This window comes from Streptomyces griseicoloratus, from assembly GCF_014534645.1.
In the GTDB taxonomy this organism is placed as follows: Bacteria; Actinomycetota; Actinomycetes; order Streptomycetales; family Streptomycetaceae; genus Streptomyces; species Streptomyces griseicoloratus.
Genome location: NZ_JACVQF010000209.1, coordinates 49,099 through 73,309 on the forward strand (window position 1 = coordinate 49,099; position 24,211 = coordinate 73,309).

Genomic DNA, 24,211 nt, shown 5'->3' on the forward strand with positions numbered 1-24,211 from the left:
GGCCGCCGACCCCATGAACCCGCTCCTCGCCACCCTGGGCAGCAAGCTCACCGAGCGCTGGCTGAACCTCCTGGTGCTGCCCGGCGCCCTCTTCCTCGCCGTCACGGCCGTCGGGACCACCCTGGGGCACCGCCACTGGCACGACGTCGACCGGCTGCGCACCGCCCTGGACGACCTCGCCGCGCGCCCCGCACTCGACCGGACCGGCACCGCCGCACTCCTGGTGGCACTGGTCCTGCTCGCCGCCGCCGCGGCCTCACTCGGCGCGCAGTTCCTCGGCGGCGCGATCGAGCGGTACTGGCTGCGCTTCGGCGGGGACCCTCTGTCCCGCGCCCTCACCCGGTGGCGCCGGCGCCGCTGGACGCAAAGGGACGAGAAGGTCGAGGAGGCGCTGGCCCGAGCCGTCACGACCGGTGACGCGGCGGACGGGGAGGTGACGGTGCCGGCCGGAGACTGGGCGAGCATTCAGGCCCTCACCGGGGCCCGCGACCGCATCGCGGTGCGCGTACCGGCGCGGCCCAGCTGGTACGGCGACCGCATGCAGGCGGTGGCGGACCGCGTCGAGGCCGCCTACGGCGCCGACCTCGCCGCCCTGTGGCCCCGGTTGTGGCTGATCCTGCCCGAACCCGCCGGGCGGCAGATCCAGTCGGCCCGCGACTCCTTCGGGGCCGCGGCGCGCCTCGCCGCGTGGGCGGTGGGCTACGCCCTGCTCGCCTGCTGGTGGTGGCCGGCCGCACTGGCCGCCGTCGGCTGCGCGGTGGCGGCCCGGTCCCGTGCCCGGTCCGCGCTGGACGGGCTCGCGGAACTCGTCGAGGCCGCCGTCGACGTCCACGGCCGCGAACTGGCCGCCCGGGTCGGCCTGATCGCCCCGGACTCGGTCGGGCTGCTGGCCGGTGACACGGGGGACCGGATGTCGGAGATCTTCCGGAAGGCGGGCTGACCCGGGCGCGGGCCGGCGCCGCCATCGCGGTACGGCGACCGCCCCGCGGCCGGGGCGGCGGGACGGCCGGCCGGTGTCAGCCGAGGCCGAGGACGCTCATGGCGTGCTCGGCCATGCGCCTCTCTCCGAGGGCGTTGGGGTGGACGGGGACGAGGCTGTGCCCGAAGAGGAGCGGTTCGATCCAACGGGTGCCGGCGGCCTTGCAGGCGTCGTGGCCCTCGGACGCCGCCGAGAAGTCCACGTAGGTCACGCCGGTCTCCTTGGCGGCGCGCTCGACGACGGCGTTGAGGTGTGCCTGGATACCCCGCAGGTAGGGCACGTCACCGGAGGCGATCGGCAGTTTCGCGAAGCAGGCCGGGTCGGCGGTGGCCGGCACGATCCACGGGTAACCGAGGGCCGCCACACGTGCGTTGGGAGCCTTGGCGCGCACGCTCCGCAGGGCGTCCTTGAGGGCCGGATAGGTGTTGGCGTCGATCTGGTCGTCGAAGGACGTGCCGTGCCTGTCCTTGCAGGGACTGCCCTTTCCGCCGCTGAGGACGCCCGCGGTGCCGCAGGCCGTCACCGCGTTGATGAACGTGTTGTTGTCGTTGCCGCCGATGGTCAGCGTCACCAGGTCGGTGTCCGCGCCGAGCGCGTTCGTCTGAGGGGCGACCCCCGGGTACTGGGCCTGCGAGAAGTGTTTGGTCTGGGCGGCGCCGCAGGTGACGTCCTTGAGGCGGGCGCCCGTCCTGGAGGCGATGACGTGCGGGTAGTTCGCCGTGGAGCGCAGGCACAGCAGGTTGGAGGTGTCCACGGGCAGGACGCCCGAGCCGGCGCTGTAGCTGTCGCCGAGGGCGACGTAGTCCAGGGACGTGGTGGAGTGTGCGGGGGTGGCGGTGAAACCGAGGGCCAGCGCGCCAACGGCGGCTGCTGTCGCGGTCATGACACGACGCGCGGCGTGCTTCGGCATGTGCTCTCCCTTCTCGGGAAGCGGGCACGGGGGAGCCGGGCACGGCGGTGCCCGGGCTGAGTGCTGATCTGTGGGGGTGCGGCGGCTCAGGTGGGGAAGCGGGCCGGTGGTCGCGTCGGGGTGAACGGACGCGCGTCGGCGGCCGCGGAGTACCGGACGTGGGTTACCGAGCGGTTCTACCGTTAAGTAATCTGCACCCGCCCTGACTGCGAGTCAACATCGGCGACCGGACTTCTTGAAACGCTCATGACCTGCACCGCCGCGCCGTCCAACTCCGCCGCGCGGGCGAGCAGTTCGTCCCGGCCGATGGAGTCGGTGCGGGTCGACGGCACGGTGCAGGCGTGGGCCCCGGCAATGGCCCCGTACCGGGCGCAGCGCCGCGGGTCCTCCCCGTCGAGCCAGCCGAACAGGAAGGCGGAGGCGAAGGCGTCGCCCGCGCCATTGGAGTCCACCACCGGTGCCGGCGGAGCGACGGCCGGCACGTGCGTCAGGACGTCGTCGGCCAGCAGGTACGCCCCCTCCGCGCCCGCCGTGGCGACCACGATCCGGGCCCGGCCGCGCTCGGCGATCTCCCGCATGGTGCGGACGGGGTCGGCGAGCGCGGTGGTGGAGAGGAAGACGAGGTCCGCCGCCAGGGCGAACGGCTCGTGGTAGGGGTTGACGCCGTCCCAGTCGTGCAGATCGGTCGAGAGGGTGATCCCGGCCTCCCGCAGCAGGGGCAGGGCGTGTGCGCACGGATGGGTGATCACCACATGCGCGTGCCGGCTGGCGGCGGCCAGTTCGCGCACCGTCGTCTCGGGAAGCCGGTCGGACTCCTGGGAGCGGGTCGCGTCGTACAGGGACAGACGCCGTCCGTCGGGACCGACGAGGTTGACCGCGCGCTTGGTGCCCGCCGGCTGGGGAATCGCCGTGAGGGCGATGCCCCGGTCGTGGTGGAGGGCGCGGACCAGGTCCCCCTCGTGGTCGTCGCCGAGCATGTCGAGGTGGTGGGTGCGCAGTCCCAGGGCGGTCAGCCCGAGCGCCGCGAAGTCGCCGCTCTGTCCCGGCCGGGTCTCGATGCCGGGCCGGATCATGTAGCTGTCGGCGAAGGGGAGCGGCAGTCCGGGAACGTGGACGATCGTGTCCACGCCCGCGCCGCCCAGGACGAGGACGTCGGTGTCGGTGGTCATGGGTGTCCTCTCGGGCCGTCGTCGGCAGCCGAGTCAAACAGCCGGTCACGCCCGTGGCAAGTGCTTGCAGAAATTCTCTGCAAGCCCTGTCGGGGCCCGGCGTCCGGTAATTCAGGTGTGCCACCCGGGACCTGGCAGCGATCATGGACGGCGAGCCGACACGCAACCCGTGAGGAAACGCCTGCCATGCCCGTACCCGCCGACCCGACGGTGCTCCATCCGCTGCCCGACCAGCCGAGGGTGGTCCTGCTCGGACCGCTGGTGAAGTCCCCGCTGATCGAGGTGGGGGAGTACTCCTACTACGACGACCCCGACGACGCGACCGCGTTCGAGACGCGGAACGTGCTGTATCACTACGGGCCCGAGAAGCTGGTCATCGGCAAGTTCTGCGCGCTGGGAACGGGGGTGCGGTTCATCATGAACGGCGCCAACCACCGCATGGACGGTCCCTCCACCTTCCCGTTCCCCACCATGGGCGGCTCGTGGTCCGAGCACTTCGACCTGCTCACCGGCCTGCCGAACCGCGGGGACACGGTGGTGGGCAACGACGTCTGGTTCGGTCACGGCGCCACGGTGATGCCCGGCGTGCGGATCGGGCACGGAGCGATCATCGGTGCCGGTTCCGTGGTCACCGCGGACGTCCCCGACTACGGCATCGTCGGCGGCAACCCGGCCCGGCTCATCCGCACCCGCTACAGCGGCGCGGACATCGCCCGGCTGCTGGCCGTGGCCTGGTGGGACTGGCCGGCGGAACACATCACCGACCACGTGCGGACGATCATGTCCGGCAGCATCGCCGACCTCGAAGCAGCCGCCCCGGGCGACGTCTGACGGCCGCCCCGGACGACCCGGGCTGTTTTAAAGTTGCCTCCACCAGTGCAGCACTGCGACCTGTGAGGTACTCACCAACCATGCCGACCGAAACGTTTGAGTTCCAGGTAGAGGCGCGTCAGCTCCTGCAGCTGATGATTCACTCGGTCTACTCGAACAAGGACGTCTTCCTGCGCGAGCTCGTCTCCAACGCCTCCGACGCGCTGGACAAGCTGCGCCTCGCCGCCCTGCGCGACGACACCCCCGACGCCGACGTGACCGACCTGCACATCGAGATCGACGTCGACAAGGAGGCCCGTACCCTCACCGTGCGGGACAACGGCATCGGGATGTCCTACGACGAGGTCACGCAGCTCATCGGCACCATCGCCAACTCGGGCACGGCCAAGTTCCTCCAGGAGCTGCGCGAGGCCAAGGACGCCGCCGGGGCCGACGGGCTCATCGGACAGTTCGGCGTGGGCTTCTACTCGGCCTTCATGGTGGCGGACGAGGTCACCCTGCTGACCCGGCGCGCGGGCGAGACGCAGGGCACCCGGTGGACGTCCCGGGGCGAGGGCACGTACACGCTGGAGACGGTCGACGAGGCACCGCAGGGCACCGCGGTCACCCTGCGCCTCAAGCCCGCGGACTCCGAGAACCAGCTCCACGACTACACCTCACCGTGGAAGGTGAAGGAGATCGTCAAGCGGTACTCGGACTTCATCACCTGGCCCATCCGGCTGATGCCCGAAGCGGGCGACGACGGCGAGTCCCGTGAGGCCGAGACGCTCAACTCGATGAAGGCCCTGTGGGCGCGTCCGCGCGACAAGGTGTCCGACGACGAGTACCACGAGCTCTACAAGCACATCAGCCACGACTGGCGCGAACCGCTGGAGACGATCCGGCTGCAGGCGGAGGGCACCTTCGAGTACCAGGCGCTGCTGTTCGTGCCCGCCCACGCCCCGCACGACCTGTTCACCCAGGGGTACCAGCGGGGCGTGCAGCTCTACGTCAAGCGCGTCTTCATCATGGACGACTGCGAGGAACTGCTGCCGCCGTACCTGCGCTTCGTCAAGGGCGTCGTCGACGCGCAGGACCTCTCGCTCAACGTCTCCCGCGAGATCCTCCAGCAGGACCGCCACATCCGCATGATGCAGCGCCGCCTGACGAAGAAGGTGCTGTCGACGGTCAAGGACATGATGGCGTCCGCGCCGGAGCGCTACACCACGTTCTGGCGGGAGTTCGGCGCCGTCCTGAAGGAAGGGCTGGTCACCGACTCCGAGAACCGTGACGCGATCCTCGCCGTCGCCTCCTTCGCGACCACCCGGGACACCGACGAGCCGACCACGCTGAAGCAGTACGTGGAGCGGATGAAGGACGGGCAGGACGCCATCTACTTCATGACGGGCGAGTCCCGGGAGGCCATCGAGAACTCCCCGCACATGGAGGCGTTCCGGGCCAAGGGTGTCGAGGTGCTGCTGCTCACCGACCCCGTCGACGAGGTGTGGGCCGACGCCGTCGGGGAGTTCGAGGGCAAGCGGCTGCGGTCGGTGGCCAAGGGCGACATCGACCTCGGCGCAGGCGACGACGGGAAGGACGACGCCGAGAAGGAGCGGCAGAGCGAGGAGTACGCCGGTCTGCTCGGCTGGATGACGGAGCACCTGGGCGAGGACGTCAAGGAGGTCCGCCTCTCCTCCCGCCTCACGGTCTCGCCGGCCTGCGTCGTCTCCGACGCGCACGACCTGACGCCCGCGCTGGAGAACATGTACCGGGCGATGGGCCAGGAGGTCCCCCGGGCCAAGCGGATCCTCGAACTCAACCCGGAACACCAGCTGGTGAAGGCCCTCAACCGCGCCTACACGGAGCGCGAGGACCGCACGGAACTCACGGAGACCGCGGAACTGCTCCACGCTCTGGCGGTACTCGCCGAGGGCGGCCAGCCGAAGGAGCCGGCGCGGTTCGTGAAGCTGGTGGCGGACCGTCTGGAACGCACGCTGTAGGACGCCGGTTCGGCGTGCGCGGTGAGGGCCCGGGGCGGTCGTCCGACCACCCCGGGCCCTCACCGCCGCTGCTCAGCCGGCGATCGGGGAGACGGCGACGCAGCCGGCGGCGGAGACCACGCCCGCGTCGGACTCCTCGACCAGGGTCTTGCCCTTGTACACGATCTTGCAGGTGAGCTTGGCGGAGCCGCCGGTGGCGTCCAGGGCCACCGGCAGGACGGTCGGCGCCTCGATGCCCCGCAGCGTCACCGTCTTCTTCCAGGGCAGCGTGGGGTTCTTCACCGTCTCGAGCTTCGGGTTCGCCGCATCGCCGCCGCCCGCGTTGAACTCGATGGAGTCCACCTCGGCGCCGGTCACCTCGTAGGTGACCTCGTACTCCTCCTTGAGCTGCTTGTCGACCTCCTCGACCACCTCGTCCTCGACCTTCTCGGCGGCCTCGTCGGCGACGTCCGAGCAGGCGCCGAGGCCGAGGACGAGACCACCCGCGACGAGCGCGGCGGCGATGGAGCGGCTGATGCGGTTCATGGAATGACCCCCCAGGTCACGCGGACTGTGCAAGCGGCACACAACAGTAAAGGTGAAGCAAAGTCAATTTGTTATCAACCGCGGGAAGTTGCTGGTCAGCGGGGTCGTCCACGGCGGCATCAATTCCATACCATTCCGTATGGTACGGTCGGTCCATGGCGAGCAGACGGGACTGGCTGGAGGCCGGACTCGCCGTGCTGGAACAGGACGGCGCGCGGGCCCTGACCATCGAGCGGCTGTGCGGTGAACTCGGCCTGACCAAGGGCTCCTTCTACCACCACTTCAAGGGCATGGCGGGCTTCAAGACCGACCTGCTCACCCACTTCGAGACCGAGCACACCAGCCGCTTCGTCTCCGACGCCGAAAGCGCCGGCGCCTCGGCCCGGCACAGGCTTCTGCACCTGCTCGGACTCGTCCTCGACGACAAGAGCGGCAGCGACGCGGTCGAGATCGCCATCCGGGCCTGGGCCCTGCAGGATCCCGAGGTCCACGCCCTCCAGGAACGGGTGGACCGGTCGCGCATCGACTACCTGCGCACCCTGTGGCGCGAACTCGGCGGCCCGGAGGCCGACGTCGAGCCCATGGCCAGGCTGCTCTACCTGGTCCTCGTCGGCGCCCAGCAGGTCGTCCCGCCCGTCCCCGCGCCCGGCCTGCGCGACATCTACGCCCTGGCCCTGCGCCTGGCCCCGCACGATCCGCACGAAGCGCACGAGTGGGAGGACACCCCGTGAACGCACTGGCCCGATGGGTCCCACGGCTGATCATCGCCACAGCGGTGCTCCACTTCGCCTGGGCCTTCGCCCAGCCCCACGCCTGGGGCGCCATCGTCCGTGACGGCTTCTTCCGCAGCGTCGTGGACACCGACGCCGAGGACTACTTCGCCCGCGAGTTCAGCATCTGGTGGATGGTGGCCGGCGTCGCGCTCCTCGCGCTCGGCACGCTGGCCCGGCACGTCGTGCGTACGACCGGCCACCTGCCCGCGCAGATCGGGTGGTACCTGCTGGGTCTCGGCGTGCCCCTGACCGTCGTCTACTTCCCCGTCACGGGCGGCTGGCCCCTGCTCGCCATCGGCGTTCTCGGGCTCGCGGCCACCCGCGGTACCGGAGCGACGCGGCCCTGAGGGCGCCGAGGCGCGCTGCTCCCGCTGCGGCGTGCGGCGCCGCGGACACCCGCATGACCGTCACCCTCCCGATTCAGGAATCACGCTCGGGAAGCTGCTCCCCGGGGAGGCGTTCCAGGGCGGCGGCGATGTCGGTGCGCCGCGCGATGTCCGTCAGCGCACGGGCCATGACCGACCCGGGCTCCCTGGTCGTGGTCACCAGCCCGACCGGCACCGTCCGGGCCGGCTCGGTCAGCGGCACCGCCCGCATGCCGTGCGGGACGCCGAAGACGTGCAGCCAGGTCCGCGGTACGACGCTCGCCCAGCGGCCCGTCCGCACGTGGGCGAACAGGGCCGCCACCGAATCGGTCTCGACCCGGGGCGACGGCCGCACGCCGACCTCCGCGAACGCCTCGTCCAGGACCCGCCGCCCCTGCATGGCCTCGGTCAGCAGGCACAGCGGCAGTCGCGCGGCCTCCGCCCAGGTCGCCGTCGCCGGACGGGCCAGGCCGTCGGCGGCGGTGGTCAGCAGCACATAACGCTCCTCGTACAGCGGAACCGCCTGGAAACCCTCCGGCAGGTCCTTGTGCACATAGGTGACTCCGGCGTCGATCTCGAAGCGCTGCAACTGCCGCAGAATGTCCTCCGACTGGAGGTCCGCCTTGACCTCCACGGTGACCAGCGGGTGCGCCGCGCAGAACGGTCCGGTCAGCAGGGAGACGGCACCCGACGCGGTCGGGACCGCCCCGATGCGCATCCTGCCGCTCAGCCCGGTGCGCAGGGCGCCGACCTCGTTCTTGAGGGCGTCCCGGTCGGCCAGGATCCGCTGCGCCCAGACCACGATGCGTTCGCCCTCGGGCGTCAGGCCCTCGTACTTGCGGCCGCGCCGGACGAGCGGTACGTCCAGCTCCTCCTCCAGCTTCCGGATCGCTTCGGAGAGCGCGGGCTGGGAGACGTGGCAGCTCTGGGCGGCACGAGCGAAATGACGCTCCCGCGAGAGGGCGACCAGGTACTCGAGTTGACGGAACAGCACTCCATGGGTGTACCGGACGGCCCGGCGGAACGCCAGTCGGCGCCGGCGGCGTGCGCGGCCCCCGGCGGGACGCGGCTCAGGACACGGGCAGCGGCAGCAGTCGCCCGGCGCCGGTGTAGACGTTCATCGAGGCGCCGCGCAGGAACCCGATCAGGGTCAGTCCGCTCTCCGCGGCGAGGTCCACCGCGAGCGAGGACGGGGCGGAGACGGCCGCCAGCACGGGGATCCCGGCCATCACCGCCTTCTGCACCAGCTCGAACGAGGCCCGGCCGCTGACCATCAGCACCGTCTCGCGCAGCGGCAGCAGCCCCGACCTGAGGGCATGGCCGACGACCTTGTCCACGGCGTTGTGCCGGCCGACGTCCTCCCGCAGGCACAGCAGCTCCCCGTCGGCCGAGAAGAGACCCGCGGCGTGCAGCCCGCCGGTGCTGTCGAACACCCGCTGGGCCGCCCGCAGACGGTCCGGGAGGGCCGTCAGCGTCTCCGGGCCGACGCGCAGCGGGTCCTCGGCGACGGACCACGCCGCCTGCGTGCGCACCGCGTCCAGGCTCGCCTTGCCGCACAGCCCGCACGAGGACGTGGTGTAGAAGTTCCGCTCCAGCGACGCGTCCGGAGGGGCCACGCCTCGGCCCAGGACGACGTCCACCACGTTGTAGGTGTTGCCGCCGTCGGCCGTGGCGCCCGCGCAGTAGCGGATCGCGGCGACGGCGTCGGCGGCGTGCACCACCCCTTCGCTCACCAGGAACCCGGCTGCGAGGTCGAAGTCGTCGCCCGGCGTGCGCATGGTCACCGTGAGCGGGCGCCCGCCGACCCGGATCTCCATCGGCTCCTCGGCGGCCAGGGTGTCCGGACGAGGTGACGCGGTCCCCTCCCGGACCCGCAGCACCCGCCGCCGTACGGTCACTCGCCCCATGGTCGGCTCCTCTCCTCGGAGCGGCGCTCCGGCGGTTTCGGTATCACGTGATCGGCCCGGTGCCACGGCTCGGCACATCCGGCCGCCGTCGGGGGGAGATGGCGACGGCTGTACCGCGCCGTGATCACCAGGCACAGCAGGCCCACGGCCGCCAGGCCGGTCAGCAGGGCCGGGTAGGAAGCCGCCCCGGCCGTGACGGCGAGCAGGAGCGGAGTGAGAAAGCCGCTGTAGGTGGCGCCGTGGTAGAGGGACGCGGCCGAGGGAAGGACCGCCGGCGGCGCCAGTCGTTCGATCTCCCTCAGCCCCGACGACAGAGTGAGGCCGTACCCGGCCCCCAGGAGCGCCGCCGCGGCCAGGACGAGACGTGCCGAGTCCAGGTGCGCGGCGCAGGCGCTCACCAGCAGTCCGCCGATCACGGCGGCCATCGCGGCGAGCGTCGCCCGTGCACTGCCGGCATGGTCCATCCGGTCGGCCAGGGGCTGCACGGCGACGCCCACGCCGAGCGTCAGCGCCGTCACCAGGCCGCTGAACACCGGCGCGTGGTCCGGGACCCGGTCGGCCACCAGCGAGGGCAGTACGACGTACGCCACCGTGGAGGCGGTGAAGACCGCCGGGCTCGCGGGAAGCACCACCCGCGTGAAGCGCGGGTGGCGGACGGCCGCTCGGTACGGGCTCGCCGTGAGCGTCTGCGCCCAGGTGCCGCGCGGTGACGGCGCGGTCTCCGGAACGCGGCGGGTCGCGGCGAGGGCCAGCAGGGCGAGCAGCGAATGAACGAGACAGGGCAGCACCGTCGGGTGCGGCAGCCGTTCGGCCACGGCACCGGCCGTCAGGGCTCCGGCGGCGAAGCCGCCGCCCGTGGCGTACGTCGCACGGCGGACGCCGGCCGCCGGGTGCGCGGAGAGTTCCCGCAGCCAGGTGGTGCCCGCGGTCAGGACCACCCCGGCCGCCACGCCGGTGGCCAGACGGCTGACGTACACGGCGCTCTGCGAGAGGGCCGCCGTCGCCAGCAGGCCGCTGGCGGCGGCGGACAGCACCAGCGCGGGCCGTACCACGCGTCGTCTTCCGAGCCGGTTCGCGGCCGGTCCGCCCAGCAGCAGGCCGGGCAGCAGTCCCAGCAGGTACGTGGTGAACATGGCCGCGACCGGGAGGGCGGGCCAGTGCTGCTGCGTCCGGTACACGGCCGCGAGCGGGGTGAACTGGTTCGCGCCCCATCCGGCCGTGCTCACCGCGGCCGCCGCCGGAAACCAGCAGCGCGCGGCGGGGGATGAGGGCATGCAGGACGGTTTCCTTTCCGAACGCGGGGTGCTTCTCGCCGGTTCCCGCGGGAGGGCCGGCGCTCGGCTCAGCGGGGGTTGCGGACGGGTTCCAGGCGGACCACGACCCCTTTGGACGTGGGGCAGTTGCTGATGTCGGCGACGCTGTCCAGCGGGACCAGGACATTGGTCTCGGGGTAGTACGACGCCGCGGAGCCGCGACTCGTGGGGTAGCCCACGGCCCGGAAGTCCTCCGCCCGGCGCTCCCTCCCGTCGTGCCAGACGCTCACCAGGTCCACCTCGTCGCCGTCGGCGATCCCGAGGGCTTCCAGGTCGGCGGGATTGACGAGCACCACGCGGCGGGCGTTGTGGATGCCGCGGTAGCGGTCGTTCGGGGCGTACCAGACGGTGTTCCACTGGTCGTGCGAGCGCAGGGTCTGCAGCAGCAGATGCCCCTTGGGGACGTGCGGCATCGTGAACTCGTTGCAGGTGAAGACGGCCTTGCCGCTCGGGGTGCGGAAGACCCTGCTGTTCACCGGGTTGGGCAGCGTGAAGCCGCCCGGCCGGGCCACCCGGGCGTTGAAGTCCTCGAAGCCCGGCACGACGCGTGAGATCCGGTCCCGGATGGTGCCGTAGTCCGCCTCGAACTCCTCCCAGGGCAGGGGAGGCGTGTCCCCGAGGGTCCTGCGCGCCAGCCGGCTGATGATCGCCACCTCGCTGAGGAGGTGCGGCGAGGCCGGGGGCAGCTTCCCCCGGGAGGCGTGGACGTCGCTCATCGAGTCCTCGACGGTGACGAACTGCTCGCCCGTGGCCTGGACGTCCCGGTCGCTGCGGCCCAGCGTGGGAAGGATCAGCGCGGTGTCGCCGCAGACGGTGTGGGAGCGGTTGAGCTTGGTGGAGACGTGCGCCGTCAGCCGGCAGTTGCGCATCGCCTCCTCGGTGACCGCGCTGTCGGGCGTGGCCCGTACGAAGTTGCCGGCCACACCGAGGAAGACCTTGGCGCGGCCCTCGTACATGGCCCGGATGCCGTTGACCGCGTCCAGGCCGTGATGCGCGGGCGGGGTGAAGCCGAACTCGCGCTCCAGGGAGTCGAGGAACTCCTGCGGCATCCGCTCCCACACGCCCATGGTGCGGTCGCCCTGGACGTTGCTGTGGCCGCGCACCGGGCACACCCCTGCGCCGGGCCTGCCGATGTTGCCGCGGAGCATCAGGAAGTTGACGACTTCCCGGATGGTCGGCACCCCGTGCTTGTGCTGGGTCAGTCCCATCGCCCAGCACACGATGATCTTCTCGCTCCTCAGGACCCGGTCGCAGACGGTCTCGATCTCCTCGCGGGACAGCCCGGTGGCGGCCAGCACGTCGTCCCAGGACGTCTTGGCGGCCTGCGCGGCGAACGCCTCGAAGCCGGTGGTGCAGCCGTCGATGAACGCGTGGTCGAGGACCGTGCCGGGCGCGGCGTCCTCGGCCTCCAGCAGCAGCCGGTTCAGGGCCTGGAACAGGGCGAGGTCGCCGCCGGCGCGTATGTGCAGGAACTGGTCGGCGATCGGCGTGCCGCGACCGACCAGCCCACGGGCCTTCTGCGGGTGCTTGAAGCGCATCAGCCCCGCCTCGGGGAGCGTGTTGACCGCGACGACCTGCCCGCCGTTGCGCTTGGTCACCTCCAGCGCCGACAGCATCCGCGGATGGTTGGTGCCCGGGTTCTGACCGACGACGAAGACCAGGTCGGCGTTGTGGATGTCGTCCAGCGAGACGCTGCCCTTGCCGATGCCCAGCGTCTCGTGCAGCGCGGACCCGCTGGACTCGTGACACATGTTGGAGCAGTCCGGCAGGTTGTTGGTGCCGTACGCGCGGGCGAAGAGCTGCAGGAGGAAGGCGGCCTCGTTGTTCAGCCGGCCGGACACGTAGAAGAGGGCCTCGTCGGGGGAGTCCAGCCCCTTGAGCTCCCGGGCGAGCAGTTCCAGCGCCTCGTCCCAGCCGATCGGCTCGTAGTGGGTGGCGCCGGGCCGCTTGACCATCGGCTCGGTGAGCCGGCCCTGCTGGTTCAGCCAGTAGTCGGACCTGCGGTCCAGCTCGGCGACCGAGTACTCACGGAAGAAGTCCCGGGTGATCCGCCGCGAGGTGGCCTCGTCGTTGATGTGCTTGGCACCGTTCTCGCAGTACTCGTTCATGTGCCGCTTGCCCGGTGCGGGCTCGGGCCAGGCGCAGCCGGGACAGTCGATTCCCTTGGCCTGGTTGATGTTCAGCAGGGTCAGCGCGGTACGCCGCGGGGAGGTCTGGCCCAGGGAGTACTCGAGCGCGTGCGTCACGGCGGGCAGACCCGTCGCCCAGGTCTTCGGCGGGGTGACCCGGAGGTCGTCGACGGGGTCCTCGATGCTGCTCATGTCTGGTCTGCCTCTTTCTGCCGTGCGCAAAGCGCGGGTTCTCCCCCCTGCTTTGCGGTCCGTGAATATCCGGCTCCCGGTGCGGATGCATCCTTTGCCGATCCGTCACAGGAAGTCAAAAAGGCTTCCCCGATGACCTGATAGCCGACGCTTATCGCCACTCCAGTACTGGTCACCAGGGTCATAACCGGCGCCGATCGCGCCATCGGGAATGCCTTTTTGACTTCCCGGAAGAATTCGCCGACGGTACTCGGGAAGCGAGTAATTCGGTGTCCGCAGGGAGACGATCGCGATGGCGGTTCGGGACAGCACGGCCGGCCTGCCCACGGCCCCGAGGGCCTCTCTCACCGACGGGTGCAACCCGAACCGCACGACAGGCGCACGCACGACCTCGGCGGGCGGCGGGGGACGGGAGCCGGTTCCGGCCGCAGGCGGCGGACCGGGGCCCGCCATGGCATGGGAACGGGCCCGATCGGTCGCCGGCGGCAGTGCCGCGGGCCCGCTGCCCGTCGTCACCCGGGGCCTCGCCGACGCTCTCGGTCATGCCCTCGCCGAGCCGTTGGCCGCGCTCACCGACCTCCCGCCGTTCGACACGTCCGCGATGGACGGCTGGGCCGTGGCCGGACCGGGGCCGTGGCGGCTGCGGGACGGCCGGATCCTGGCCGGCGGCCACTCCGGGCAGCTGGGCGCCGGCACCGCCGTGCCGATCGCCACCGGCGCCCGGCTCCCGGTCGGTGCGACGGCCGTACTACGCCGGGAACACGGTGAGGCGGAGGACCACAGCGGCATGCTGCGGGACCGCTCCCCGGGGCCGGCCGCCCCGGTTCCGGGCCGCGACATCCGGCCGCGCGGCCAGGAGTGCCGCTCGGGCGAACCGCTGCTCCCCGCCGGCACCACGGTCACCCCGGCCGTGCTGGGCCTGGCGGCGGCGGCCGGATACGACCGGCTGGCCGTGCACCGCCGCCCGACCGTGGAACTCCTGGTGCTCGGCGACGAGTTGCTGGAGCACGGTCCGCCTCGCGACGGGCGGGTCCGTGACGCGCTCGGCCCGCTGCTGCCACCGTGGCTGCGCGGCTGCGGCGCCGAGGTGACCGGCCGCCGCATGGTGGCGGACGACGCGGGCCTGCTGCGCGAGGCCGTGCAGCACTCCCGCGCCGACGTCGTGGTCACCACGGGCAGTACCGCCGCCGGACCCGTGGACCACCTGCACGACACCCTCGACGAGATGGGCGCCCGCCTGCTGGTCGACTCCGTCGCCGTACGGCCCGGCCACCCGATGCTGCTGGCCGAGTTGCCGCCGGCCGTGGACGGCCGGACCCGCCGGCTGGTCGGCCTGCCCGGCAACCCGCTGGCCGCCGTGGCCGGCGCGGTGACCCTGGCGGTGCCACTGCTGCGACGCCTCGGCGGGCACCTGGCCGACAGGCCGCTCACCACGGTCGCCGCCGCCGCGCTGCCGGGCCGCCCCGGGGACACCCGGCTGCTGCCCGTGCTCCGCACGGACCACGGGATGGTGCCGCTGCCGTTCGACGGGCCGGCGATGCTGCGGGGGCTGGCGTTCGCCGACGGTCTCGCGGTGGTCCCGCCCGGCGGTGTGGCCGCCGGGGATCCCCTGGAGGTACTCGACGTGCCCGGACGGTGACCGGCCACCGGCCCCGTCCGGGCGGAAGACACCTCCGTACGGCCCTCACACCGTGCTCATGACCGTCGGCTCCAGCCGTACGACGATGCCCTTCGCCGTCGGCTGGTTGCTGATCTCGGCCACGCTGTCCAGTGGCAGCAGGACATTGGTCTCGGGGTAGTACGCGGCCGCGCAGCCGGGTGTCGTCGGGTAGGGCACCACCTCGAAGCCCTCGGTGCGGCGCTCCGCACCGCCGTCCCACACACTCACCAGGTCCACCCGCTGTCCCTTCTCCAGGCCGAGCCGGGTCACGTCCTGAGGGTTCACCAGAACCACTCGGCGGCTTCCGTGGATGCCCCGGTAGCGGTCGTTCTCCGTGTAGGGGATGGTGTTCCACTGGTCGTGGGAGCGGAGGGTCTGCAGCAGCAGGTGTCCCTCGGGGGCGTGCGACATCTCCCAGGCGTTGCAGGTGAACAGGGCCTTGCCGACGGGAGTGGGGTACACGCCCTCGTTGACGGGGTTGGGCAGCCTGATGCCGCCCGGACGGACCACCCGGCGGTTGAAGTCGTGCAGTCCCGGCACGATGTGGGAGATCCGGTCGCGGATGGCCCCGTAGTCGCTCTCGAAGGTGTCCCACGGGATCGAGGTCCTGCCCTCCAGGGTCCGGCGGGCGAGCCGGCACAGGATCGCGACCTCGCTGAGCAGGACGCTGGAGGCCGGTTCCAGACGGCCGCGGGAGGTGTGCACCTCGCTCATCGAGTTCTCGACCGTGACGAACTGCTCGCCGGTGGCCTGGATGTCCCGTTCGGTGCGGCCCAGGGTCGGCAGGATGAGCGCGGTCCGGCCGCAGACCGTGTGGGACCTGTTGAGCTTGGTGGAGATGTGGGCGGTCAGGTCGCACCTGCGCATGGCGTCCTCGGTGACGGCACTGTCCGGAGCGGCACGGACGAAGTTGCCCGCGACACCGAGGAAGACCTTGATACGGCCCTCGTGCATCGCCCGGATGGCGTTCACCGAATCGAGCCCGTGGGCCCGCGGCGGGTCGAAGCCGAACTCCTGTTGCAGCGCGTCGAGGAAGGAGTCGGGCATCCGCTCCCAGATGCCCATGGTGCGGTCGCCCTGGACGTTGCTGTGCCCGCGCACCGGGCAGGCCCCCGCTCCGGCCCTGCCGAGGTTCCCGCGCAGCAACAGGAAGTTGACGATCTCCCGGATGGTGGGGACCGCGTGCCTCTGCTGGGTCACACCCATGGCCCAGCAGACGATGACGCGTTCGCTGCGCAGGACCTCGTCCCGGACCTTCTCGATCTCCTTGCGGGTGAGGCCGGTCGCGGTGAGGACGTCCTCCCAGGCGATGCCGCGGACGTGCCGTGCGAACTCCTCGAAGCCGCTGGTGTTGGAGCGGATGAAGTCGTGGGCGAGCACCGTGCCCGGACGGGCGTCCTCCGCCTCCAGCAGCAGCCGGTTCAGCCCCTGGAACAGCGCGAGGTCGCCACCACTGCGGATGTGCAGGAACCGGTCGGCGATCCGGACCCCGTGCCCGGCCACCCCGCGGACGTTCTGGGGGTTCTTGAACCGCAGCAGTCCGGCCTCCGGCAGGGGGTTCACCGCGATGATGCGGGCGCCGTTGCCCTTGGCGTGTTCCAGCGCCGACAGCTGCCGTGGATGGTTGGAGCCGGGATTCTGCCCCACCAGGAAGATCAGGTCGGCGTGGTGCAGGTCCTCCAGGCTCACGGTCCCCTTGCCCGTGCCCAGGGTCTCGTGCAGGGCGAAGCCGCTGGACTCGTGGCACATGTTGCTGCAGTCGGGCAGGTTGTTGGTGCCGAAGGACCTGGCGAACAGCTGCAGGACGAACGCGGCCTCGTTGCTCACCCGCCCCGACGTGTAGAAGACCGCCTCGTCGGGGGAGTCCAGCGCCTTGAGCTCCCCGGCGAGCAGCCCCAGGGCGTCGTGCCAGCTGATGGGCTCGTAGTGATCCGAATCGGGCCGCTTGACCATCGGCTCGGTGAGCCGGCCCTGCTGGTTGAGCCACAGATCGGACCGCCGGCCCAGCTCCGTGACCGAGTGTCTGCGGAAGAACTCCGCGGTGATGCGCCGGGTCGTCGCCTCGTCGTTGATGTGCTTGGCGCCGTTCTCGCAGTACTCGTTGCGGTGCCTGTGCCCGGGAGAGGGATCCGCCCAGGCGCAGCCGGGGCAGTCGATGCCGTCCACCTGGTTCATGGTCAGCAGGGTGCGCCCGGCCCGCAGGACCGACGTCTCCTCGAGGGAGTACTCCAGCGCATGGGTCACCGCGGGCACTCCCGCCGCCCACTTCTTGGGCGGAGTCACGGTCAGCGACTCCTCCGGCTCTTCGCTCGGTGGCTGCTTCATCGGGCGTTTCTCTCGCTCTCTCGCTCCCGGACAGGTGCGTCAGCCGACAGGCCAGTGGGCCACTCGGCTTCTGGGCGGTGCCGGCTCCGAAGGCTGGACGTGGCCGCCCCGGATGACCCCCCGCCAGGTGCCGCACTCCTGCCCCAGGCCTTCGATGAAGTCCTTGAAGTGACCGAGCTCGGCCCGCAGCACACGACGGGTGACACCGGAGGCGTGCGCCAGGCGCCCGCGGACTCCCTTGGGCTCGACCCGCAGGCGTACGGTGATCGAGGTACGGTCCGGTGCCGTCGCACGGAACGTCACCTCACCCCGGTGGCGGGACGTCCGGTCCATGCTCCGCCACACCACGTGCGAGTCGGGCACCTGCTCCACGATCTCCGCCACGAAGTCGCGCCGCACCGGACCCAAACGGATCACCCAGTGGGTGAGATTGGGCCGGAGCTGCTCGACCTTCGTCACCACGGACGCGAACCGGGGGAAGCTCTTGAACTGCGTCCACTGGTTGTAGGCGGTGCTCACCGGCACCGCGACGTCGATCGTCTCTTCAACGGTATGCATGGCTCCACCCGTCGTCAGGCGCTGCTGTCCTCAGTGTCACCGCCTCGCCGGCGGGGCGCCACGCGAGGATCCACGGAACGCGCCCGGCGCAGGGCGCCCGGCCCGCTCGGGCTCCCGGCCGTCAGGATCGGGGCCGGCGGCGGTTCAGGCGGTCGAGCAGGACGTAGGCACGCTGTTCGGCGGCCGCGAGTTCGGACGGGTCGATCTCGGCCGGCCACAGCTCGCCCGCGGCGGCGTCGTCGGCATCGCGCAGCTCGACGGCGGTCTCCACCAGGCGGACCTGGATGTCCGGGGGCGGTGGCCCGGCCCGGTCGGCGAGGGACCGTTCGGCCTGCTCGGCGGCTGCCCGGCAGGCGGCGAGGGCGTGCTCCACACGTGCGGCGGCCCGGTCGTGGACCACGAGCAGTGCGCAGAGCAGTCCCACGGCCATTCCGGTGACACTGCCGAGCACCCGGTCCAGGACCAGTTCCCCCGCCGGCGCGGGGGCCGCCAGGTCGCTCAGGAGCAGGGCCATCGGGGTGAGGAAGACGACCCCGAGGGCGTAGTTGCGGGCCACGACGTACTCCAGCAGAAACTCCAGAGCGACGATCACCACGGCGAGTGCCGTCGGGCTCGGATGCGCGGCCAGCACGCCGAGTGCGAGCAGCAGCCCGGCCAGCGTGCCCAGGGTGCGCTGGACGGCACGCTGGGCGGTGGTGCGGACGTTGACCGAATGCAGGACGGCGGCGGCCGAGACCGCCGCCCAGTAGCCGTGCTGAAGGTGCAGGAGAACGGCGACCCCTCCGGCCGCGCCGGTGCCCAGGGCCATCCGCAGCGCGGGAACGGCGAGCGCGGCCCGGTGGCGCGGCCCGTTCGGGAGTCCGATCAGCAGCTCGGTGGCGCGCTCGGCCGCGGTGCGGCCGCGCGCCGCGGCCGCCGGCGCAGGGCGCGGGGCCCCGCGCCCTGCCGTCCGGAACGGCGACGGAGCCCCGGGATCCAAGGGCAGTTCGCGCAGCTCCCGCGGAATGCGGCGCCGGCGGTCCATCAGGAGGCGGGCCTGCCGGCGCAGCAGCCGTGCGGTGCGGGCCGGGTCGTCGGGTGTCTGCCGTGCCGTGCGGACGAGCAGGGTCCAGGACAGATCGGTGAGGCGCAGGAAGACCGCGTCGTGGCGGGGGCCGGGACGTCGATCGTGTTCCGGTGGGGGACACCCGAGACAGCGGTAGGCGTGGAGCACGGCGACGGTGGCCCGGTGCCGGATCCGCCGGGGCACCTCCGCGCCGGCGGCGGACGCTTCCAGGAGTTCGGCGAGTGCGCGCAGTGCCGCGGCGACCGCCAGGCGTTGCGGCCGGTCCGGATGGACCAGCCGCCCGGCGACGCCCAGCAGCCAGGCGCATGCCGCGCCCACCGCCGCGAGCCCGGTGTACGGGAGCACGTCGGCGGGCGTGGGCGAGGCGTTCGCCGCCACCGCGAACGAGAACAGCAGCAGGACCGCACCGAGCCCGCTCAGCCTCGTGGCGTCGCAGACGAACTTCGCCGCCCCCGCCACCAGCGCCGTCGCCGCGACCACCACGACGGCTCCGGCCGCACCCCGCTGCGGGCCGGCCCACACCGCGAGCAGCGAACCGCAGCCCACGCACGCCGTCATGGCCACGGCCACCACCGCGAGGACACGGGCGCGGCGCGGGTAGGGCAGGTTCCGGCCGAAGGTGGTGGTGAAGGAGCCCAGCATGGCGTACACCGCGAGGTCGGCACGCCCCGCCAGCGCGATCGGCAGGGCGACCAGCCCCATCGCCAGGGCGGCCCGTACGGCGAAGAGGAACGCCCCGTCCACGTCGTGCAGTGTCAGCGCACCCCGGGGCGAGAGCACACGCCGCACACCGGCAGCCGGACGCCGCCGGCCGCGCCGGGACCCGGGGCGGACGGAACGGTGCATACGCGGCATGCCTGGTGTATACCTCGTACGCTGCCGGATCGGGCCGATCCGTTCCGCGGGCCCGGGTGCCGGTTCAGCCGACGAGGCCGGCGACCAGGGTGGCGAACTCGTCCGGGGTGGACAGGCGGATGCCGAGCTGTTCGGCCTTGGCCCGCTTGGAACCGGCGCCCTCGCCCGCGACGACGAGCGTCGTCTTCTTGGAGACGCTGGAGGAGGAACGTCCGCCGGCCCGCTCGATGAGTTCGTTCATCTGGTTGCGCGTGAGCTTCTCCAGGATCCCGGTCATCGCCCCGGTGACCACCACCGTCATCCCCGCCAGCGGGCCGTCCGCAGCCGGGCCCGCGCTCGTGCCGTCGGCGTCCGGGACGGCGTCGGCGGCCGGAGGCGGGGTCGCGCCGGGCTCGGTCATGTTGACACCGGCTGCCGCGAGCCTGTCGATGAGCGGGGCCAGCTCCGCGATCTCCGCGACGATCGAGGGGGCCTTCTCCGATCCGATGCCCTCCACCCGCTGCATCGCGTCGGCGTCGGCGGCCCGGATGTTCTCCATGGTGGCGAAGTGACGGGCGATGCGCCGGGACATGGACCGGCCGGTGCCCCGTACACCCAGCGCGCACAGCACCCGCGACAGCGGCTGCTCCTTGGCCTTGGCGATCGCGGCGAGCAGATTGTCGGTACTGGTCTCACCCATGCGCTCCAGGGAGAGCAGCTGCTCGCGCCGGAGAGCGAACAGGTCGGCGAGATCGGCGACCAGACCCGACTCGACGAGCTGGACGACCCGGGTGGCGCCCAGGCCCTCGATGTCCAGCTGGTCGCGGCCCGCGGCGTAGGCGAGAGAGGCGACCAGATGGCAGTTGCGGCCCTGGGCACAGCGCCAGCGCTCCTCGCTCGTGTCGATGCCGGACCCGCAGCGCGGGCACCGCTCGGGGAACGCGATGGGCTGCTCGTCGCCCGTGCGCAGGTGGGCGACCGGTGCCTCGATGCGGGGGATGACGTCGCCGGCGCGGTGGACCATGACGTGGTCGCCCAGGCGCAGCCCGCGGCGGGTGATGTCGGCCGGGTTGTGCAGGGTGGCGTAGGTGATCGTGGAGCCGTCTATGACCACCGGTTCGAGGACGGCACGCGGGGCGATGATGCCGGTGCGGCCGACGTTCCACTCCACCTCCAGCAGCCGGGTGATCTTCTCCACGGCCGGCAGCTTGTAGGCGACGGCCCACCGGGGTGCCCGGGAACCGGACCCGGCGGCCCGCTGGTCGGCGGCGAGGTCGGCCTTGACGACGACCCCGTCGATGCCGAACGGCAACTCGGCACGGACCGCGGCGATCTCCTGGACCCGGGCCACGACCTGTTCGGGCGTCTCGACGACGACGTCCGGGACCGCCGTACGGGCGCTGGTGTGCACGCCGAGGCCGGCCGCCATGGACATCAGGTCGCTGTGAGCGAGCTCGGTCAGATCCGCGGCGAGGGCCGCGTCGGTGTCCGGCAGGGGCAGCAGACCGTAGCCGAAGAACGTCATGGGAACGGTGTAGGAGCGCTCCTTGGCGCGCAGCGTGCCCGCGGCCGCGTTGCGCGGGTTGGCGAACGGCTGCCCGCCGTGTGCCGTCCGCACCTCGTTCGCGTGCTCGAACTGGGCCGTCGTCATGAGGACTTCACCGCGCACCTCCACGGTGACCGGCTCGGCCAGCGACTCGGGCAGCCCCTGGACGGTGCCGATGGCATGGGAGACGTCCTCCCCGGCCGTGCCGTCACCACGGGTGATCAGCCGGGTGAGGCGGCCGTCGCGGTAGCGGGCGGCGACCGCGAGCCCGTCCAGCTTCGGCCCGACGCCGAACCGTGTGACGTCGCGGCCCGTGCGACGCGCCAGGGAGGCGGTCCAGGCGGTGAACTCCTCCGATGAGAACACGTTGTCGAGGCTGAGCATCGGCACGGTGTGCGGCACATCGCCCTCCACCGCGCCACCGGCGACCTTCCCGGTGGGGGAGTCGGGCCGTATCCCGTCGGGGTGCTCGGCCTCCCACGCGGCGATCCCGCGCACCAACCGGTCGTAGGCGTCGTCGTCGAGGTGCGAGGAGCCGCCCGTGTAGTACGCGGCCGCCGCGCTCACGGCATCCTCGACCGCCTGCGCGTAGGCGGCGGCATCCACGATCACTGCTGCAGGAACTGTCATGAGCGGCATCATGCCGCCCACCACTGACAACGCACCGCCCGCGACGGACTCCGCCCGCCTCCCGCTGAACGTCCGGCGCAATCGTCATGGCCGATCACACCTCACGGGACCGACAGTCGGCACCAGGTTTCCGACGGGCCGGCGGTCCCTCTCAGAGAACTCCCAGAAATCACTCCGGAACCGGTCAAATGAGGGTGCGACTCTTGCCCCGTTCTGTTGATCGGCAACATGACCGGGGGCCCTTTGTGGCTGCTTTCCTCTATAAGACTGGCCAGTTCTCCTTCCGACGGAGGTGGTTCGTCACTGCCCTGTGGGCGGGACTGCTCGTGGCGGCAGGGGTTCTCGCCTCCCGCGCCGATGCCGCGCCACCGAATGATTTCTCCCTGCCCGGAACGGAGGCGCAGCGCGCCTACGACCTGCTGGACGAGCGTTTCCCCGAGGTGAACGCGGACGGCGCGGCGGCACGCGTCGTCTTCAAGGCCGATGACGGCAAGGTGACCGCCCCGGCCGCCAGACGAGCCGTCGAGGACGCTGTCCGTGCCCTCGGCGAAGGGCCGCAGGTGGACCGGGTGACCAACCCCTTCGAGACCGGGTCGGTCAGCAAGGACGGCACCATCGCCTACGCGCAGGTGTCGTACAGCGTGCCGGTCACCGAGCTCTCGGACACCTCGCGTGAGGCGCTGATGGACACAGTGGCGGAGACGAACTCGTCGGGTCTCACGGTCGAAGCCGGAGGCAACGCGGTCTCCGACGCCGTGGGCGGCCACTCCTCGGAGGCCATCGGGATCGCGGTGGCCGCCGTGGTGCTCGTCATCACCTTCGGCGCTCTGATCGCGGCGGGGCTGCCGCTGCTCACGGCACTGCTCGGCGTCGGTGTCGGAACCTGCGCGATCAAGGCGCTGGCGGCGCCGCTCGGCCTGGGCGGGACGACGTCCGTGCTGGCCACGATGCTGGGCCTGGCCGTCGGCATCGACTACGCGCTGTTCGTCGTCTCCCGCTACCGCGACGAACTGGCCCGCGGCAGGAGCCGTGAGGACGCCGCCGCCCGTGCGGTGGGCACGGCGGGCTCCGCGGTGGTCTTCGCCGGCCTGACCGTGGTGATCGCACTCGCGGGTCTGTCCGTCGTCGGGATCCCGGTGCTGACCCAGATGGGACTCGCCGCGGCGGGAACCGTCGCGCTCGCGGTGCTGATCGCCGTCACGCTGATCCCGGCCCTGCTCGGCATCGCCGGGAAGCGGATCCGGCCGGCCCGCGCCCGCCTCCGCAAGCGCCCCGCGCCCGACGTCCCGGACGGCACGCCGTCCGGGACGTCGGCGCGGCCAACTCTGGGCGTGCGCTGGGCCCGGTTCACCACCCGGCGGCCGCTCGCGGTCCTGCTCGTCGGCGCCGCCGCCCTGATCGCCACAGCAGTGCCGGTCGCCTCCCTGGAACTCGGCCTGCCCGGCGACGAGTCCAAGCCGGCGTCGACGACACAGCGACGCGCCTACGACCTGCTCGCCGACGGCTTCGGCCCCGGCTTCAACGGTCCTTTGACCGCGGTCGTGCGGGCCGGCGACGGCGGTGACGCCCGGTCTGCCGCGCGCGCCACCGCAACCCGGATCAAGAACACGGACGGCGTGGCCACCGTGACGCCGCCGCGCTTCAACGACGGCAAGGACACCGCCGTCCTCACCGTCGTCCCGGCCACGGCACCCGGAAGCAAGGAGACGACCGATCTCGTCCATGCCCTGCGTGCTCCCGAGATCGAAGGCGATGACGCCCAGGTGCTGGTCGCGGGCACGACCGCGATGAACATCGACGTCTCGCAGAAACTCGCCGACGCACTGCTGCCCTACATCGCGCTCGTCGTGGGTCTGGCGTTCCTGCTCCTGATCGCCGTCTTCCGCTCCGTCCTCGTGCCGCTCAAGGCCGCGCTCGGCTTCCTGCTCTCCATCGCCGCGGGGCTCGGCGCGGTGGTCGCGGTCTTCCAATGGGGCTGGCTGGGCTCGCTGTTCGGGGTCTCGGAGCCGGGACCGGTGATGTCCATCATGCCGATCTTCATGGTCGGTGTCGTGTTCGGTCTGGCCATGGACTACGAGGTCTTCCTGGTGACCCGGATACGCGAGGCCTACGTCGCGGACCGGCAGCCCGTGCGGGCCGTGATCGGTGGCTTCGAGCACAGTGCCCGGGTCGTGACGGCCGCTGCAGTGATCATGATCTCGGTGTTCGCAGGGTTCATGGGATCGAGCGAACAGATGGTCAAGACCATCGGGTTCGGCCTGGCGATCGCCGTCCTCTTCGACGCCTTCGTCGTCCGCATGACGCTCGTCCCTGCCGTGCTCGCGCTGCTCGGCCACCGCGCCTGGCGGCTGCCCCGGTGGCTGGACCGCTGGGTGCCGCACGTCGATGTGGAGGGCGAGAGCCTAAAGGCGCGCGAGACGGCGCGGACCGACGCGACCCGGCAGAACACCGACACGACCCCGCAGAACACCGACACCCTTGCTGCCGACCCGTACGAGGTGCGCTGACACCATGAGCCGT

Annotated in this window: 18 protein-coding genes; 7 read left to right on the forward strand and 11 right to left on the reverse strand. The window is 71.9% G+C overall.

Features of this window, described 5'->3' with window-relative positions; genetic code table 11:
* Nucleotides 1-13: 13 nt before the first annotated feature.
* A complete protein-coding gene (locus tag H0H10_RS24180) occupies nucleotides 14-940 on the forward strand; it encodes a hypothetical protein (protein ID WP_188183195.1) in 927 nt (308 codons plus the stop codon).
* Nucleotides 941-1,016: 76 nt separating this feature from the next.
* Here H0H10_RS24180 and H0H10_RS24185 read toward each other — a convergent pair whose 3' ends face one another.
* A complete protein-coding gene (locus H0H10_RS24185; RefSeq protein ID WP_188183196.1) occupies nucleotides 1,017-1,889 on the reverse strand; it encodes an SGNH/GDSL hydrolase family protein in 873 nt (290 codons plus the stop codon).
* A 182-nt stretch (nucleotides 1,890-2,071) separates the two neighbouring features.
* Nucleotides 2,072-3,058, reverse strand: a complete 987-nt coding sequence (locus H0H10_RS24190; RefSeq protein WP_188183197.1) for an adenosine kinase — start codon at nucleotides 3,056-3,058, stop codon at nucleotides 2,072-2,074.
* Nucleotides 3,059-3,244: 186 nt separating this feature from the next.
* Here H0H10_RS24190 and H0H10_RS24195 point away from each other — a divergent pair, with 186 nt between their 5' ends.
* Nucleotides 3,245-3,889: a CatB-related O-acetyltransferase gene (locus tag H0H10_RS24195; RefSeq protein ID WP_188183198.1), complete on the forward strand. Its 645-nt coding sequence runs from the start codon at nucleotides 3,245-3,247 to the stop codon at nucleotides 3,887-3,889.
* An 80-nt stretch (nucleotides 3,890-3,969) separates the two neighbouring features.
* Nucleotides 3,970-5,868 (forward strand): molecular chaperone HtpG, encoded by a 1,899-nt coding sequence (gene htpG / locus H0H10_RS24200; RefSeq protein WP_188183199.1) that lies wholly within the window; start codon nucleotides 3,970-3,972, stop codon nucleotides 5,866-5,868.
* A 72-nt stretch (nucleotides 5,869-5,940) separates the two neighbouring features.
* Here the strand turns inward: htpG and H0H10_RS24205 are convergent, their stop codons facing one another.
* Nucleotides 5,941-6,393 carry an MmpS family transport accessory protein gene (locus tag H0H10_RS24205; protein WP_188183200.1) on the reverse strand — a complete coding sequence of 151 codons (453 nt, stop codon included), beginning with the start codon at nucleotides 6,391-6,393 and terminating at the stop codon, nucleotides 5,941-5,943.
* 155 nt (nucleotides 6,394-6,548) lie between these two features.
* Between H0H10_RS24205 and H0H10_RS24210 the strand changes: the two genes are divergently transcribed.
* Both H0H10_RS24210 and H0H10_RS24215 read left to right on the forward strand, forming a co-directional pair.
* Nucleotides 6,549-7,124: a TetR/AcrR family transcriptional regulator gene (locus H0H10_RS24210; RefSeq protein WP_188183201.1), complete on the forward strand. Its 576-nt coding sequence runs from the start codon at nucleotides 6,549-6,551 to the stop codon at nucleotides 7,122-7,124.
* Nucleotides 7,121-7,513, forward strand: a complete 393-nt coding sequence (locus H0H10_RS24215) for a DUF6463 family protein (protein WP_188183202.1) — start codon at nucleotides 7,121-7,123, stop codon at nucleotides 7,511-7,513. The genes H0H10_RS24210 and H0H10_RS24215 overlap by 4 nt, the downstream gene beginning before the upstream one ends.
* A gap of 73 nt (nucleotides 7,514-7,586) precedes the next feature.
* Here H0H10_RS24215 and H0H10_RS24220 read toward each other — a convergent pair whose 3' ends face one another.
* The 4 genes from H0H10_RS24220 to H0H10_RS24235 all read right to left on the reverse strand — a co-directional run bounded on the left by H0H10_RS24220 (nucleotide 7,587) and on the right by H0H10_RS24235 (nucleotide 13,072).
* Nucleotides 7,587-8,525, reverse strand: coding sequence for a LysR family transcriptional regulator (locus tag H0H10_RS24220; RefSeq protein WP_188183203.1), 939 nt, complete (start codon nucleotides 8,523-8,525; stop codon nucleotides 7,587-7,589).
* Nucleotides 8,526-8,601: 76 nt separating this feature from the next.
* Nucleotides 8,602-9,438, reverse strand: a complete 837-nt coding sequence (fdhD, locus tag H0H10_RS24225) for a formate dehydrogenase accessory sulfurtransferase FdhD (protein ID WP_188183204.1) — start codon at nucleotides 9,436-9,438, stop codon at nucleotides 8,602-8,604.
* Nucleotides 9,426-10,712: an MFS transporter gene (locus tag H0H10_RS24230; protein WP_188183205.1), complete on the reverse strand. Its 1,287-nt coding sequence runs from the start codon at nucleotides 10,710-10,712 to the stop codon at nucleotides 9,426-9,428. Before H0H10_RS24230 ends, fdhD begins: the two co-directional genes overlap by 13 nt.
* A gap of 68 nt (nucleotides 10,713-10,780) precedes the next feature.
* A complete protein-coding gene (locus H0H10_RS24235; protein WP_188183206.1) occupies nucleotides 10,781-13,072 on the reverse strand; it encodes an FdhF/YdeP family oxidoreductase in 2,292 nt (763 codons plus the stop codon).
* Between the two features lie 451 nt (nucleotides 13,073-13,523).
* On the opposite strand from H0H10_RS24235, the gene H0H10_RS24240 reads away from it, so the two are divergent.
* Nucleotides 13,524-14,711, forward strand: a complete 1,188-nt coding sequence (locus H0H10_RS24240) for a molybdopterin molybdotransferase MoeA (protein WP_188183207.1) — start codon at nucleotides 13,524-13,526, stop codon at nucleotides 14,709-14,711.
* A 45-nt stretch (nucleotides 14,712-14,756) separates the two neighbouring features.
* Here H0H10_RS24240 and H0H10_RS24245 read toward each other — a convergent pair whose 3' ends face one another.
* From H0H10_RS24245 to ligA, 4 genes are all read right to left on the reverse strand, one after another.
* Complete coding sequence (locus tag H0H10_RS24245) at nucleotides 14,757-17,057, reverse strand: FdhF/YdeP family oxidoreductase (protein ID WP_188183208.1); 2,301 nt, start codon at nucleotides 17,055-17,057, stop codon at nucleotides 14,757-14,759.
* A gap of 39 nt (nucleotides 17,058-17,096) precedes the next feature.
* The gene (locus H0H10_RS24250; protein WP_188183209.1) at nucleotides 17,097-17,615 is read right to left on the reverse strand and encodes an SRPBCC family protein; all 519 of its coding nucleotides are present in this window, start codon (nucleotides 17,613-17,615) and stop codon (nucleotides 17,097-17,099) included.
* Between the two features lie 121 nt (nucleotides 17,616-17,736).
* Complete coding sequence (locus H0H10_RS24255) at nucleotides 17,737-19,536, reverse strand: FUSC family protein (protein ID WP_373566862.1); 1,800 nt, start codon at nucleotides 19,534-19,536, stop codon at nucleotides 17,737-17,739.
* A 64-nt stretch (nucleotides 19,537-19,600) separates the two neighbouring features.
* Entirely contained in the window at nucleotides 19,601-21,691 is a 2,091-nt protein-coding gene (ligA, locus tag H0H10_RS24260; RefSeq protein ID WP_223180344.1) for an NAD-dependent DNA ligase LigA, read from the reverse strand.
* A 245-nt stretch (nucleotides 21,692-21,936) separates the two neighbouring features.
* Between ligA and H0H10_RS24265 the strand changes: the two genes are divergently transcribed.
* Nucleotides 21,937-24,198, forward strand: a complete 2,262-nt coding sequence (locus tag H0H10_RS24265) for an MMPL family transporter (RefSeq protein ID WP_188183211.1) — start codon at nucleotides 21,937-21,939, stop codon at nucleotides 24,196-24,198.
* Nucleotides 24,199-24,211: the final 13 nt, after the last annotated feature.

Bases quoted from the DNA above. Each gene is read 5' to 3' on its own strand.
- H0H10_RS24245 (WP_188183208.1), bottom strand. From the start codon at position 17,057: ATGAAGCAGCCACCGAGCGAAGAGCCGGAGGAGTCGCTGACCGTGACT.
- fdhD (WP_188183204.1), bottom strand. From the start codon at position 9,438: ATGGGGCGAGTGACCGTACGGCGGCGGGTGCTGCGGGTCCGGGAGGGG.
- H0H10_RS24180 (WP_188183195.1), top strand. From the start codon at position 14: ATGAACCCGCTCCTCGCCACCCTGGGCAGCAAGCTCACCGAGCGCTGG.
- H0H10_RS24230 (WP_188183205.1), bottom strand. From the start codon at position 10,712: ATGCCCTCATCCCCCGCCGCGCGCTGCTGGTTTCCGGCGGCGGCCGCG.
- H0H10_RS24250 (WP_188183209.1), bottom strand. From the start codon at position 17,615: ATGCATACCGTTGAAGAGACGATCGACGTCGCGGTGCCGGTGAGCACC.
- H0H10_RS24195 (WP_188183198.1), top strand. From the start codon at position 3,245: ATGCCCGTACCCGCCGACCCGACGGTGCTCCATCCGCTGCCCGACCAG.
- H0H10_RS24185 (WP_188183196.1), bottom strand. From the start codon at position 1,889: ATGCCGAAGCACGCCGCGCGTCGTGTCATGACCGCGACAGCAGCCGCC.
- H0H10_RS24190 (WP_188183197.1), bottom strand. From the start codon at position 3,058: ATGACCACCGACACCGACGTCCTCGTCCTGGGCGGCGCGGGCGTGGAC.
- H0H10_RS24240 (WP_188183207.1), top strand. From the start codon at position 13,524: ATGGCATGGGAACGGGCCCGATCGGTCGCCGGCGGCAGTGCCGCGGGC.
- htpG (WP_188183199.1), top strand. From the start codon at position 3,970: ATGCCGACCGAAACGTTTGAGTTCCAGGTAGAGGCGCGTCAGCTCCTG.
- H0H10_RS24205 (WP_188183200.1), bottom strand. From the start codon at position 6,393: ATGAACCGCATCAGCCGCTCCATCGCCGCCGCGCTCGTCGCGGGTGGT.
- H0H10_RS24235 (WP_188183206.1), bottom strand. From the start codon at position 13,072: ATGAGCAGCATCGAGGACCCCGTCGACGACCTCCGGGTCACCCCGCCG.
- H0H10_RS24255 (WP_373566862.1), bottom strand. From the start codon at position 19,536: ATGCCGCGTATGCACCGTTCCGTCCGCCCCGGGTCCCGGCGCGGCCGG.
- ligA (WP_223180344.1), bottom strand. From the start codon at position 21,691: ATGACAGTTCCTGCAGCAGTGATCGTGGATGCCGCCGCCTACGCGCAG.
- H0H10_RS24210 (WP_188183201.1), top strand. From the start codon at position 6,549: ATGGCGAGCAGACGGGACTGGCTGGAGGCCGGACTCGCCGTGCTGGAA.